The 13,143-nt window shown below is 36.5% G+C and carries 13 protein-coding genes and 1 pseudogene; 10 read left to right on the plus strand and 4 right to left on the minus strand.

Annotation, left to right across the window (positions count from 1 at the left end):
- Positions 1–12: 12 nt before the first annotated feature.
- From ACTDJC_RS00655 to ACTDJC_RS00675, 5 genes and pseudogenes are all read left to right on the plus strand, one after another.
- On the plus strand, positions 13–1,851 hold the full coding sequence (locus ACTDJC_RS00655) for a M3 family oligoendopeptidase (protein ID WP_440602431.1): 1,839 nt from the start codon (positions 13–15) through the stop codon (positions 1,849–1,851).
- Position 1,852: 1 nt separating this feature from the next.
- Positions 1,853–2,803 (plus strand): phosphotransferase family protein, encoded by a 951-nt coding sequence (locus ACTDJC_RS00660; RefSeq protein ID WP_440602432.1) that lies wholly within the window; start codon positions 1,853–1,855, stop codon positions 2,801–2,803.
- 108 nt (positions 2,804–2,911) lie between these two features.
- A pseudogene (locus tag ACTDJC_RS00665) lies at positions 2,912–3,058 on the plus strand (IS1595 family transposase); the annotation flags it as partial.
- A 44-nt stretch (positions 3,059–3,102) separates the two neighbouring features.
- Positions 3,103–3,450 carry a VOC family protein gene (locus ACTDJC_RS00670; RefSeq protein WP_098311049.1) on the plus strand — a complete coding sequence of 116 codons (348 nt, stop codon included), beginning with the start codon at positions 3,103–3,105 and terminating at the stop codon, positions 3,448–3,450.
- Positions 3,451–3,665: 215 nt separating this feature from the next.
- Positions 3,666–4,169 carry a DinB family protein gene (locus tag ACTDJC_RS00675; RefSeq protein WP_440602433.1) on the plus strand — a complete coding sequence of 168 codons (504 nt, stop codon included), beginning with the start codon at positions 3,666–3,668 and terminating at the stop codon, positions 4,167–4,169.
- A gap of 213 nt (positions 4,170–4,382) precedes the next feature.
- Here ACTDJC_RS00675 and ACTDJC_RS00680 read toward each other — a convergent pair whose 3' ends face one another.
- Complete coding sequence (locus ACTDJC_RS00680) at positions 4,383–5,498, minus strand: aminopeptidase (RefSeq protein WP_230573664.1); 1,116 nt, start codon at positions 5,496–5,498, stop codon at positions 4,383–4,385.
- Between the two features lie 185 nt (positions 5,499–5,683).
- Between ACTDJC_RS00680 and ACTDJC_RS00685 the strand changes: the two genes are divergently transcribed.
- The 5 genes from ACTDJC_RS00685 (at position 5,684) to ACTDJC_RS00705 (ending at position 9,788) form a co-directional block, all read left to right on the plus strand.
- Positions 5,684–6,187: a DUF948 domain-containing protein gene (locus tag ACTDJC_RS00685; RefSeq protein ID WP_098305475.1), complete on the plus strand. Its 504-nt coding sequence runs from the start codon at positions 5,684–5,686 to the stop codon at positions 6,185–6,187.
- 1 nt (position 6,188) lies between these two features.
- The gene (ytxJ, locus tag ACTDJC_RS00690; RefSeq protein WP_440602434.1) at positions 6,189–6,515 is read left to right on the plus strand and encodes a bacillithiol system redox-active protein YtxJ; all 327 of its coding nucleotides are present in this window, start codon (positions 6,189–6,191) and stop codon (positions 6,513–6,515) included.
- Positions 6,516–6,832: 317 nt separating this feature from the next.
- Entirely contained in the window at positions 6,833–7,903 is a 1,071-nt protein-coding gene (locus tag ACTDJC_RS00695) for a bifunctional 3-deoxy-7-phosphoheptulonate synthase/chorismate mutase (RefSeq protein ID WP_098305471.1), read from the plus strand.
- 412 nt (positions 7,904–8,315) lie between these two features.
- Positions 8,316–9,314, plus strand: a complete 999-nt coding sequence (ccpA, locus tag ACTDJC_RS00700) for a catabolite control protein A (protein WP_429706642.1) — start codon at positions 8,316–8,318, stop codon at positions 9,312–9,314.
- A gap of 201 nt (positions 9,315–9,515) precedes the next feature.
- Positions 9,516–9,788, plus strand: a complete 273-nt coding sequence (locus ACTDJC_RS00705) for a DUF3917 domain-containing protein (RefSeq protein ID WP_429720270.1) — start codon at positions 9,516–9,518, stop codon at positions 9,786–9,788.
- A 133-nt stretch (positions 9,789–9,921) separates the two neighbouring features.
- On the opposite strand, the gene mscL is transcribed toward ACTDJC_RS00705, so the two are convergent.
- The 3 genes from mscL to ACTDJC_RS00720 form a co-directional block, all read right to left on the minus strand.
- Positions 9,922–10,323: a large conductance mechanosensitive channel protein MscL gene (gene mscL / locus ACTDJC_RS00710; RefSeq protein ID WP_440602435.1), complete on the minus strand. Its 402-nt coding sequence runs from the start codon at positions 10,321–10,323 to the stop codon at positions 9,922–9,924.
- Positions 10,324–10,527: 204 nt separating this feature from the next.
- The gene (locus tag ACTDJC_RS00715) at positions 10,528–11,304 is read right to left on the minus strand and encodes a C39 family peptidase (RefSeq protein WP_440602436.1); all 777 of its coding nucleotides are present in this window, start codon (positions 11,302–11,304) and stop codon (positions 10,528–10,530) included.
- Between the two features lie 334 nt (positions 11,305–11,638).
- Positions 11,639–13,054: an FMN-binding glutamate synthase family protein gene (locus ACTDJC_RS00720; RefSeq protein ID WP_440602437.1), complete on the minus strand. Its 1,416-nt coding sequence runs from the start codon at positions 13,052–13,054 to the stop codon at positions 11,639–11,641.
- Between the last annotated feature and the right edge of the window lie 89 nt (positions 13,055–13,143).

The following is a 13,143-nucleotide window of genomic DNA, read 5'->3' on the forward strand; positions in this document are numbered from 1 at the left end:
GAGGTGGGTAAATTGCGTGGAACCTTAAAACAGCGTTGGAGTTTGGATGAGATTTTCCACGGGGGAAGTGAGTCTAGTGAGTTTAAACATTTTCTCATGAAACTAGAGGAAGATATCTCTAAAGAAACAGCTACAACAATAGAGAGTAAGGAACTGAAATCAATAAGTGGATTCGAACGGTGGATAGAACAAATGGATCGAATACAAGAGTTATCTACTCGCTTGCTTGAAGCAACCCATTTTGTTGGATGTTTGGAATCAGAAAATGTTGAAGATGAGAAGGCTATTATATTAAGTGAAAAAGTAAGGGGTATTTCAACACAATTTGAGATAGTCATAAACGACTTTGAACAAACATTGGTACACATACCAGATGATATTTGGGAACAGCTATTGCAGCTGGAACAAATAAAACCGATTGCTTACCCGCTTCATGAAAAAAGAGAAAAGGCGAAGGGGAAATTGCCAATAGTACAGGAAAAGTTGATTCAAGATCTTTCTATTAATGGATACCATGCTTGGGTCAATTTATATAATTCTGTCACTGGGAAAACGAAAATTGTTCTAGAGGAGCGAAGTAAACACCTGAGTTTTGGACAAGCATATAATATATTACATTCATCTATAAATCAGCATACTAGAACGAATCTAGTAAATGCTTTAAATGATGCAAGCGAAAAAGTAGCTGAGACATGTGCAGCAGCTCTAAATAACATCGCTGGTTTTCGATTACAAGTATATAAACATCGGGGGTTAGCTTCAGATTCTATTTTAAGAGAACCACTTCGTTATAATAGAATGTCGCAAACAACGCTTGATTCGATGTGGGAAGCCATCAATCAAAGTAAGCCTGTAATAACTTCATATTTAGAGAGAAAGGCCCACCTACTAGGAGTAGAAAAAATGAATTGGTTTGACATATATACACCTATAGGAAAAGTAACTAAGACTTATACATATGAAGAGGCTGCTGAAATAATCCTTACTGAGTTTAACTCTTTTAGCCCTAAATTGGCGGATTATACAAAAAGAGCATTTCTGGAAGGCTGGATTGACTCTGAAAACAGAGATACAAAAGCAAGTAGGGGATTCTCAGCTAGATTTCCGTTAACAAAACAGTCGCGCATCTTCATGAATTTTCAAGGAACGCCTAATAATCTCGCTATACTTGCACATGAATTAGGGCATTCTTTTCATCAAGGAATTATTTCAAATGATGTTCCTCCATTTGCACAGCTATATACAATGGCTGTTAGTGAGACGGCTTCTACTTTTGCTGAAACTATCATTTTAAATGCAATGATTAAAGATATTTCAGATGAACATGAAAAACTGCTCCTTCTAGAAGCAAAAATACAATCTGCACTTAGTTATTTAATAGGAGTGCAGGGCCGTTTTATATTTGAAAAAGGCTTTTATGAAATTCGAAAAAAGCGGGTTGTAGGAGTCGATGAATTGAACCATCTGACGGCAGAAGCACAGAAGTATGCGTTCAATGAGTCGCTTGCTTCTTATAATCATTTTTCATGGATTTGGAATCGACATTTCTACTTCACAGATAAACCTTTTTATAATTTCCCTTATACATTTGGCTTCCTATTTAGCCAAGGAATTTATGCAAATGCACTTCAAGAAGGATCTTCATTTGAAGAAAAATATATACATTTACTTCGGGATACTGGCAGAATGACTGCTGAGCAATTAGCTTTTCATCATCTTGGTTTTGATTTAACAAAACAAGAATTCTGGGAAAAAGCAATACATGTTGTTTTACAAGATATAAAAGACTTTCTTGCTTTAACAGAGAAGTTGGACTTAGTTTGTTGTAATGGACGAGTCGGGAGGGAATGAAATGCCAAATGTAGCGTCAAAAACAGAAGAATTGAAAACGAAGCTACAAAATATATTAACTAGAGAGTATAAAGAATTGGCTGTTAAAAGCTTAGAAATAGCAGGGAGCGGCGTACAAAATGTTGTCTTTCGAGGAGATTCGCAAACAAGTTCTTTCGCTTTCCGTGTACCATGGGAGCGCGAAGTTGCTAATATAAATGAAAATTCATTTAGCAGCCGGCTTTCGTTGCAAAAGGAAGAAAAGTTTTCTAAGTTTTGTCATTCTAAAGGGATTTCAGTACCAGCTGTTCATGGCCTGCATCTTTCTGAGGAACTCGATTTTTTAATTTCAGACTATGTAGCTGCTGATTCCACTCCAATTTCTTCTTACGAAATTGGGGAAATAGCCAATAAGCTTCATCATATGCCGATTGAAGGTTTGAATTATGAAAATGAAAGTGGGAAGGCGACAGAAAAGCATATAGCAGAGCGTCTCGTTAAAAGACTACAATCATTTAATCAAATTACTTCTTTACGTATTCAATTTCCAAAAACAGAAGAAATTGAGGCAATTCTAAAGGAAGGAGAACAAGGAAAGAGGCTCCTCCATATGGATATTCGACCTGTAAATTTAATTGGTTATGGCGGGGAAGTTAAAGCAATCGTTGACTGGGATAATGCTTTAATTGGCCATCCGCTGCTTGAGCTTATGAGAATAGCTGAAGTTAATGAAGTGAATTGGAGTGAATTTAAGGCCGGATATAAAAATGAGCATATTTTTGAGTCTCTTTCTCCAATTGTTTGCTTGTTTTATAGGCTTGATACGGCAGTAATGCTGGCGAATCTGTTTATTGCTCAGCTCAAAATAAAGGATAAAGGACTGTACTATAAAGAACGTGTTCAAACAATTAGTAATGAAATATATACATTTTATAAAATGAAAATTTTCCTTCTAGAACAGTGTGACAGTTAGTTGTATTTTAATTAAAGGCTGTATTAAAGGTAAATGTTAATAATTGAAACCTCACCGTTTCCCTTATATAATCAATATAGAAACAAGTGTTCGCGTGAGGTTGTAAGGATGGATAAGGCGTTTAGAAATTTATTAAAATACATTGATAAATTAACCCTAACAAAAAAAGAACAAGTCTATCAATGGGTAAAACGCTATGTTGATCCTTCTTCCTCCATCGGCGGACGTTTAATCAATGAAATGAGGGAGACTCGTAATCGGATAGCTAAAAATTTGATGACAGACAGGAGTTAGATACGATGATAAAAGGTTTCGGAGGAATATTTTGGAGAACTAAGAATCTTGAAGTTATAAAAAAATGGTACAGTGAAGTGTTGAAGATTGAAATAGAAAATTGGAATGGGACTGTGATAAAACCCCAATTAGGAAATGAGACTATCTTTTCTTTCTTTACCGAGAATGACAGTTATTTTCCAACAGAACAACAAGTGATGTTAAATTTCCAAGTACATAATCTAAACGAGACTATTAAGCATCTTGAACATATTGGTGTACCTCTTGCAAAGAAAAAAGAGATTAGTGAATTTGGAAAGTTTATTTGGATTGAAGATCCTGAAGGTCGACTGATCGAGCTTTGGGAGAAATAACGAGTTGTAATTTATTTGCTATTGAGCTAACGGGGGCGTTAGTTGAACAAGAATGGGGAACCTCGACAAATGAAGGTTCCCCTAATTACTATATAAAAATCAACATTTAAATTTAACAGAGCCTAATTAAAAAAGTGTGAATCTAGATGGTCACTATCATCATTGCCTCTATTCTATGTTTTGCTTGGGATATAGAGAAAAGGGAGATGTGAAATATGATAAATTCCACATTAGAAATGTATGACTATCATGTATGGGCGAACCAAAAAATGATTGACCGATTAAAAGAACTGTCTCAGGATATTTACACCAAGGAAATGCAGAGTATTTTTCCTTCTATATCAAAAGCGTTATCTCATATTTATCTCACCGATCACTTATGGTTAAATGTGATTTCTGGTAAAAGTATGAATGAAGCATTCGAATTAGTAAATCAATTAATAGAGCAAACAGAGTCAAAAAGTATCGAGGAAATGGAGAGCATATTTTTCGATTTATCAAGGAGATATAAAGACTTTCTAAGTGTTCAAGAAGATATGGAAAAGGTAATAGTAGTTGATAATCCATATGCTGGTTTACTTACAACTTCTATTTCTGAATCTATACTACACGTTGTTACTCATGGATCTTATCACCGCGGTAATATCGCAGCTATGTTACGACAACAAGGTCACGCCTCCATTATGCAAGATTATGGTCTTTATTTGTATAAAAAGTAATCTTCTATTAGGAAAAATGAGTACCTTTTAATAAAATAGTAAAACGAACAGAAAATTAATTAGAGCGATTCAAAAAGCTCAGAAAGATCTAGGATTATCATTACGTGAGTCTAAAGATTATATTGATTCTTTATAATACATATAATGTTCGTTAACGAACCTCATGTTAAAAAATAAAAGTGAGCACAACAACCTGTGCTCACTTTCTCTATCTTATTTTAAGTTCTCAGGATTTAATGCTTCTAATTCAGGTACAACGAAGCGGCCATCTTTACGGATTAATACGTCGTCGAAGTAAATTTCTCCGCCGCCGTATTCAGGGCGTTGGATGCATACTAAATCCCAGTGGATGTTAGAGTTGTTGCCGTTCCATGCATCTTCGTATGCTTGTCCTGGTGTGAAGTGGAAGCTGCCGTCGATTTTTTCATCGAATAGAATATCGCCCATTGGGTGTAAAATGTATGGGTTTACGCCAATTGCGAATTCACCAACGTAGCGTGCGCCTTCATCTGTATCGAAAATTTTGTTAATACGTTCTGTATCGTTTGCAGTTGCTTCAACGATTTTACCATCTTTAAATGTAAGTTTTACATTTTCGAACATGTAACCGTTGTACGGAGATGGTGTGTTGTAAGAAACTGTACCGTTAACAGAATCGCGAACAGGCGCAGAGTATACTTCGCCGTCTGGAATATTTAAGTGACCAGCACATTTAATTGCTGGAATGTCTTTAATTGAGAATGTTAAGTCAGTTCCAGGTCCAACAAGACGTACTTTGTCTGTTTTGTTCATTAACTCAACAAGATTGTCCATCGCTTTATCCATTTTAGCGTAGTCTAAGTTACATACATCAAAGTAGAAGTCTTCAAATCCTTCTGTGCTCATTTTTGCAAGCTGTGCCATAGAAGCGTTTGGATAGCGAAGTACAACCCATCTTGTTTTTGGAACACGAATGTCTCTATGTACTTTTTTACCTACTGTGTTGCCGTAAATTTTCATGCGTTCGCTTGGAACGTCAGCTTGTTCATTTACGTTATCACCAGAGCGAAGGCCGATATAAGCATCCATATCCTTCATTACGCTTGCTTCATATGCAGCGATTTGCTCGAAATGTTCTTCTGTTGCACCCATCATTAAAGAGCGGTCTACTTGATGATCTTTTAATAGTACGAATGGATAACCACCAGCTTCATATGCAGCTTTTACAAGTGCTGTTACAAGCTCTTTTTGTAAGCCGAAGTTTTCGATTAACACTTTTTCGCCTTTTTGTAAACGAATAGAGTAGTTAATTAAATTTTTTGCTAATGTTTCAATACGTGGGTCTTTCATATGTAAAGCCTCCCTTATATATGTATCCTTTCTTATTGTAACCTACTTGTCCGAATTTGTTTAATAATTTAGGTTGCATTTGCCAAACAAATATGAAAATTAATACGAAATATGGAACAATTAGAATGAAACGGAAAATGATTGTATAATAGGAGAAAACATAAAAAGATAAAGGAGTGATTCGTATGCAAATTCTTTTATACGTCAGTGTAGCCATTATCGCAATTGCGTTTGCCGTATTAGTTGTATATGTATGTAAGACTTTAGTATCTGTCCAAAAAACGTTAGAAAATGTAGCAAGTACGATGGAAGGTCTTGAAAAACAAATGCAGGGTATTACTGTGGAAACAGAGCAGCTTCTTCATAAAACAAATGCATTAGCAGAAGATATTCAACAGAAATCACAGTCGTTAAATAAAGTTGTGGAAGGTGTAGAGGGAATTGGAACAACGATTCATTCTTTAAACACAAGACTACGCAGCGTTTCTGATTCTGTTGCAGATCAAGTAGAAAATAATGCAGATAAAGTAGCACAAGTGGTGCAATGGAGTAATGCGGTCATTGATGTGTACAATCGCTTTCGTGCAAAAAAGAAAGAGGATGAAGTAGAGCAGTTTGAAAAGCCAGAGAAAAAACCGAAAAAAGAAAAGAAATTACCGCGACTTCCGATTCGAATGAGAGGCGAATGAAATGAGCATGACGAAGATTGAAACAATGGAGCAATTTCAGGAATTAACAGCAAGTAAAGAGCCGTATATCTTGTTTAAACATAGTACAACATGCCCAATTAGCCACGGTGCTTTCACAGCGTTTCAAGAATATCGCAGAGAAGAGCAAGCTGTACCGGCATATTATTTATATGTGCAAGATGCACGTCCTGTTTCAAATAAGGTTGCCGAGCATTTTGAAATTAGACATGAATCACCGCAAGTATTATACATAAAAGATGGTAAAGTGCTATGGCATGCATCGCATTGGAAAATTACAAAGCAAGCGTTACAAGAGAATATAAAGTGAAACTTCCATCAGTGGGGGGGTTTTCATCCTCCACAGATGGTTAGTTGAACCAATCGGGCTCTTACTGCCCAAAAGTAGCGGGATAAAATAAGAGAAAGCAAGCAAATGTGCTTGCTTTTTTAATTTTCTAAAAATAATATTGACGTACCATGCGTTTTACGATTAAATTAAGAAAAAATAACGATTCCATACGCAGTCTAATGCGAAGTGTATGAAGTGACATCCGCATATGTATCATATATAATAAGTTATCTTATGAATGATATTTATATCTTTTTATTAGTATACATATAAAATTTGAAAGAGGTGGCTTTATTATGGCATCACAGGAATTAGATCGTTTACGTTCTCAAATTGATGAAAAGAACTTACAAATTTTAAAATTATTAAATGAGCGCGGTCGTCTTGTACAAGAGGTTGGTAAATTAAAAGAAGTACAAGGTGTGAAACGTTTTGATCCAGTACGCGAGCGCAAAATGCTCGATTTAATCGCAGAAAACAATGATGGACCATTCGAAACTTCAACGCTTCAACATTTATTTAAACAAATTTTTAAAACAGGTTTAGAATTGCAAGAAGACGATCATCGTAAAGCACTTCTTGTATCTCGTAAGAAAAAGTCAGATGATACGATTGTTGATATTAAAGGTGAAAAAATTGGTGATGGCAATGCTCACTTTATTATGGGACCATGTGCAGTTGAAAGTTATGAGCAAGTTCGCCAAGTAGCGGAAGCAATGAAAGAACAAGGATTAAAACTTATGCGCGGCGGTGCATTTAAACCGCGTACATCACCATATGATTTCCAAGGTCTTGGTGTTGAAGGGCTGAAAATTTTGCGCCAAGTAGCAGATGAGTATGATTTAGCTGTAATTAGTGAAATTTTAAATCCAAATGATATTGAAATGGCGCTTGATTACGTAGATGTAATTCAAATTGGTGCGCGCAATATGCAAAACTTTGAACTATTAAAAGCCGCTGGTTCTGTCAATAAGCCCGTATTATTAAAACGCGGATTATCCGCAACGATTGAAGAGTTTATGTATGCGGCAGAATATATTATTGCACAAGGGAACGGCGATATTATTTTATGTGAGCGCGGCATTCGTACGTATGAGAAAGCAACGCGAAATACATTAGATATTTCTGCTGTACCAATCTTAAAGAAAGAAACGCACTTGCCGGTTGTTGTAGATGTAACACATTCGACAGGACGCCGTGATTTATTATTGCCAACTGCAAAAGCAGCGATGGCAATCGGAGCAGATGCGATTATGGCAGAAGTGCACCCTGACCCAGCTGTAGCACTTTCAGATTCAGCGCAGCAAATGGATATTCCAGAATTTAATGCATTTATGAACGAATTAAAAGCATTTCGTATGAGATAAAGTGAAACTTCCTTTTGGAGCGCTCTTCTCCAAAAGGTTAGTTGAACCAATCGGGCTCTTACGGGCAGTTATCCCCCACTTAGCTTCTTCGATTTCTCTGAATCTTGAGGTGGGGACCTTACTGCCTGTTAGTGCGGGATAAGAATGGCTTCAAAATCTATGCAGCTGAATGCTGCATAGATTTTTTTCTCGAAAATAAGTATTTTTCTATTTAAAATATGAAAATATAAGAAAAGGAACGAATTTTTTCGAAACTTTTTCGGGAAAATATTGTCTCAATCCTTATTTGTATCGTATCATTAGTAAAAGGGCTCGGGAGTGACATCTTCAAGTAGAGTGGATGTCTTTTTTTTCATTCAAGTTAACCGATACATAGTATATAGATAAATTTTATAAAGGAGTGTGTGAAAAGATGAACGTAACAATATATGATGTAGCGCGCGAAGCAAATGTCTCAATGGCAACAGTATCACGTGTTGTGAACGGCAATCCAAATGTAAAACCGACAACAAGAAAGAAAGTACTAGAGGCGATTGAGCGCCTTGGCTACCGTCCAAATGCAGTAGCACGAGGATTAGCAAGTAAGAAAACAACAACAGTAGGGGTTATTATTCCAGATATCTCTAACACGTTTTATGCAGAACTTGCACGTGGTATCGAAGACATCGCAACAATGTACAAATATAATATTATTTTAAGTAACTCTGACCAAAATAAAGAGAAAGAGTTCCATTTATTAAATACAATGCTTGGTAAGCAAGTAGACGGCATCGTATTTATGGGAGAAGATATTACAGACATTCATGTAGAAGAATTTAAAAAATCTCCTGTTCCAATCGTACTTGCGGCATCATTTGATGAGCAAAACATTACACCATCTGTAAATATTGATTACACACAAGCAGCATATGATGCAATGAAGCATTTCTTAGAGAAAGGTCATACACGCATTGCTTTCGTATCTGGTCCTTATGTTGATAAAGCAGGCAGCGCAAAAAAATTACAAGGGTATAAACAAGCATTAGAAGAAGCTGGTATTGCTTACGACGAAGAGCTTGTTGTTGACGGGGATTATACATACGATTCAGGTATGGAAGCATTAGATAAGCTATGGGAACTTGCTGAAAAGCCGACAGCAGTATTCGTATCCTCTGATGAAATGGCATTAGGTGTGATTCATGCAGCACAAGATAAAGGTCTAAACGTGCCAAACGATTTAGAAGTACTTGGTTTTGACAATACACGTCTTGCAATTATGGTACGCCCGCAGCTTTCAACAGTTGTACAACCAATGTATGACATCGGAGCAGTTGCAATGCGCTTATTAACAAAATACATGAACAAAGAAACAGTAGAAGATCATACTGTTATCTTACCGCACAGTATTAAGTTTAGAGATTCAACAAAGTAATAAGGAGAAAACTCGTGGAAATACAACCACGAGTTTTTTTATTTTATAAAGAGTTCAATAGTCGCTGTGACATTTGTTTTTAGATGGAAGTTTCGCTTTACCACTATTTCTAATGTATAATGATTATAAAGTGAAACTTCCATCAGTGGGAGATCATACTGTTCGTGAATAGCGGATAAAACTATGTGAGGGGGAGATGAAATGATAATTCTTTGGGGAATTACGCTTTGTGTGACGGCTATATTCGCTTATATGACGTTAAAGCAGAGTGGTATGAGACGCTTTATTCCTGGTGGTGTTTTGGCAGGGATAGCCCTAATCACATACGTTACTTCGATTTTTTTAGAAAGCGCTGGAGACCAAATACATGACATTTTTGTATTTTTTTCTATTACATTATTTGTAGGCGCTATTATTATTTTACTTGTCGCAGGTATTATTTTGTTTATTCATACAAACTCAGAAACGCTATAAAGTGAAACTTCCATCAGTGGTTTTTTTCATCCCCCACTGATGGAAAGCTCTCACCAAACGGGCTCTTACTGCCCAAAAGTAGCGGGATAAAAAAGAGAGCAGATCTATGTCTGCTCTCTCTTTGTCTATTTTATTATGCATTGTCTCTTGATGCATTTTGTTGTTTTAATAAATCACGAATTTCTGTAAGAAGCGCTTCTTCTTTCGATAAAGCAGCTGGTGCTTCTTCTTTCTTCTCTTCTTCTTTTTTGAATGATAGTTTGTTGAATAGTTTAATGAATAAGAAGATAGAGAATGCAATGATAAAGAAGTCAACAATAGTTTGAATGAATGCACCGTATTTTAATGTTGCATCACCTACTGGATAAGAAAGACCCGTAAAGTCAACGCCACCTAGTAAAATTCCGACCAATGGCATAATAATATCATTTACTAATGAAGAAACAATTTTACCAAATGCGCCACCGATTACAACCCCGACAGCTAAATCCATAACGTTCCCTTTTAAAGCGAACTTTTTAAACTCGTTCCACATTTATAATTCCCATCCTTCCCAAAATTATGTATAAAAGTATTAGTCCTATCCCATACATTGTATATAGATTTAAAGTAGAAATAAAGAGTAAAAGGGAATGAAAGTGAATTCGGAAAACTGAATGCGTTTTCCTTTTTTGTGAGCTTCTGGAAAGATAACAACAAAAGGAATGTGCTTTTAAAGAGCACATCCCTTTTGTATTTGTTAACGATAGGACAAAGCTTGCTTTCCTAACGCATCCCAAGATTGAATAAACGTTTCTTTGTTTACCTTAAGTGCTTTTTTCTCACTTAAAGGATCATTAATATAAACGTATCCATTTTCAAAACCTACGAGTACAACAGCGTGTAAATCTAGAGGAGCTGTAATGTTTTCGTTTCCATGTTTCCAAGACGCCCATTTGTCAGGAAGTTGGTAATCTCCCGTTGTCCAAACTACTACAGGTTTACCTATGTTGACTTGAGCTAGTACATCATCAAAAGATTTTCCTGTTAAATTTACTGTGCGATTTGGAAGATACTGTTCCATTAATTGTTGCAGCGGTTCAACGTAAACAGCAAATCCCATAGTTTTCCCTGTTATATCTCCAACGAATCCTTCTTTAGGGTTTCCCCATTGAAGAATATCCCCGTCTTTGCTGACAGACGGCGGATCATTGTCTTTTTTTATATTATTTGCTAACTGCATTTTATCGACTTTCACGCCAGCATGTTGTAGTACCATCGCTAAGCTCGTCACTTCACAGCCGAATTTCAGCTCAGGTTTTTGGGGTATGAGCGGTACATCTAAAATAACCTTTTCTTGTTTTGGAGGAGTTGGAGGTTGCAATGGTTCGTTTGGGGCCGATGAATATTTCACATTTTTCGTTAATTCAGCTTCTTCATGTTTGGGATGAGATGCATGCTTTTCAGTGGAAGCCTGTTTAGTAGAATAGCCTGTCATAAATGCAAATAGGGTATACAAAATTAGAAATCCTTTCATAGCGTTCACCTTCTTTATGTAGTGCCATACATGATGTAATGATAGCGTGTTTATCCCGCTATTCGCGGGCAGTAAGACCCCCACCTCAAGAATTAGAGAGGAGTAAAGAAGATAGGTGGGGGATAAAGAACTCCCCCACTGATGGAAGTTTCACCTTATAATTAAGTTCTTTCATTTCTCATGAAAATATGCAAAAGATAACGGATTCAGTTTAAGAGTAAAAAAAGAGAAATTTCCATCGGTGGGAGGATGAAGAACCTCTCCACTGATAGAAGTTTCTCTTTATTAATGAAGATATAATTTTAAAATAAAGTTAGTTTTTCAAACATAGCACTTATTTCTGTAGTTGCTTGTCTTCCCAAGCTTCAAATGAAAACGGAATTCCAACCATTTTCGCAGTCAACTCATCGTAGGATACTAAATCTTTTTTTGACAATTCTTTTAATGAGCGTTTTCCCATTGCTCTTAATGCTATTTTTATTTCTTCTACACTTGCGGTTAAAAACTTTTCAGCAGATTTTACCCCATCTTCGACATTAAATTGATCCTTAAATTTCCCGTTGTACCAAACAGCTTGTGTCGGTGGCTCAAAAGGAAGTGCATTGAAGGATTGAGTATGTGAGAGAGAAAATAACATTGCAGAGCCAAGATACACGGCATCAGCGCCGAGTGCGAGCACCTTCAAAAAATGTCCAGGGACTAAAAGTCCTCCGGAGACAATTAAGCTTATTTCTCCTTTCTTATTTCTTTTTTCTAAATGATTCACAGCACGAACGACTGCATGCAATGTTGGAATACCAAAATCATCGCATAAAATAGGTGGAGCCTCTTTCATCGCTGCCTGTCCTCCATCAATCGCGATAAAATCAACACCTTGGTCAATTAAATGATCAATATCTTCTTCAATCTTTCCGCCTGCCCCTATTTTCACACCAATGGGGACACCGCCAGATAAACTCCTTAGTTCCTCAACTAGTTCTTTTATATCCCTTAATGTTTGATTTTCAAAAAAATGTTCAAAAATCACAGCATCCTCATTTTCCTTAAGCCCCATCACTTCGCGAGCACGACCTGTTAAATCTTTAGGCTCGATTTTCTGGCCCATCCCGGCTAGTGCCCCTTGACCAAGTTTAATTTCGATCATGTTAGCACGCTTAATCACTTCTTTTTCCTTTGCCCATGCTGTTTTCGAAAACTGTAAAATATACTTCCCGGCTGTGTCTAACTCTTCAGGCAAGATTCCTCCTTCACCAGAATTAATCGCTGTTCCTGCATTTTTAGCTGCTTCTACTAATGAAAGCCTTGCTTGTTCACTAAGCCCTATCCCATAGCCCATCCCACTAATCATTAGAGGGATTTGAACTTCCAGTGGTTTTTTTGCTTTTGGTCCAATGGTTATTTTTAGATCAATTTCTTCTTCACCATCAATTGGAAATGGTGTCGTTTGTGCAGGAATAAAGGTTATCGGATCCAAGTGTGGCCATTTTTTGGAAGATCCAGCAAGTGGTCGCTGAAGGACGCTGCCTGTTTCTGCGCGCAAGCTATTTTCCAGCATATTTTGAATGCCCATATGCCTTAGAGTTGGTATCAACTCTGTAATATTTTCTTGATAATTATCGGTTAAAATAATTTTTCCGTACTTCTTCACCGTTAGCTCTATGATCCAACGCCAACCAATAAATAGGAATAATAATAGAACAAATACAATGGACAACATTGCAAACGCTATATAAATAAAAATGTTCGGCATATTCACTTCTCCGCTATAAATTAAATAGTTGTTATTATCATTATTCCTCAAAGAGCGATAATTATCATTTGATATGAAACACTGCACGG

This window comes from Bacillus sp. GB_SG_008 (genome assembly GCF_052038115.1).
In the GTDB taxonomy this organism is placed as follows: Bacteria; Bacillota; Bacilli; order Bacillales; family Bacillaceae_G; genus Bacillus_A; species Bacillus_A rhizoplanae.

Bases quoted from the DNA above. Each gene is read 5' to 3' on its own strand.
- ACTDJC_RS00660 (WP_440602432.1), top strand. From the start codon at position 1,853: ATGCCAAATGTAGCGTCAAAAACAGAAGAATTGAAAACGAAGCTACAA.
- ACTDJC_RS00670 (WP_098311049.1), top strand. From the start codon at position 3,103: ATGATAAAAGGTTTCGGAGGAATATTTTGGAGAACTAAGAATCTTGAA.
- ACTDJC_RS00675 (WP_440602433.1), top strand. From the start codon at position 3,666: ATGATAAATTCCACATTAGAAATGTATGACTATCATGTATGGGCGAAC.
- ACTDJC_RS00680 (WP_230573664.1), bottom strand. From the start codon at position 5,498: ATGAAAGACCCACGTATTGAAACATTAGCAAAAAATTTAATTAACTAC.
- ACTDJC_RS00685 (WP_098305475.1), top strand. From the start codon at position 5,684: ATGCAAATTCTTTTATACGTCAGTGTAGCCATTATCGCAATTGCGTTT.
- ytxJ (WP_440602434.1), top strand. From the start codon at position 6,189: ATGAGCATGACGAAGATTGAAACAATGGAGCAATTTCAGGAATTAACA.
- ACTDJC_RS00695 (WP_098305471.1), top strand. From the start codon at position 6,833: ATGGCATCACAGGAATTAGATCGTTTACGTTCTCAAATTGATGAAAAG.
- ccpA (WP_429706642.1), top strand. From the start codon at position 8,316: ATGAACGTAACAATATATGATGTAGCGCGCGAAGCAAATGTCTCAATG.
- ACTDJC_RS00705 (WP_429720270.1), top strand. From the start codon at position 9,516: ATGATAATTCTTTGGGGAATTACGCTTTGTGTGACGGCTATATTCGCT.
- mscL (WP_440602435.1), bottom strand. From the start codon at position 10,323: ATGTGGAACGAGTTTAAAAAGTTCGCTTTAAAAGGGAACGTTATGGAT.
- ACTDJC_RS00715 (WP_440602436.1), bottom strand. From the start codon at position 11,304: ATGAAAGGATTTCTAATTTTGTATACCCTATTTGCATTTATGACAGGC.
- ACTDJC_RS00720 (WP_440602437.1), bottom strand. From the start codon at position 13,054: ATGCCGAACATTTTTATTTATATAGCGTTTGCAATGTTGTCCATTGTA.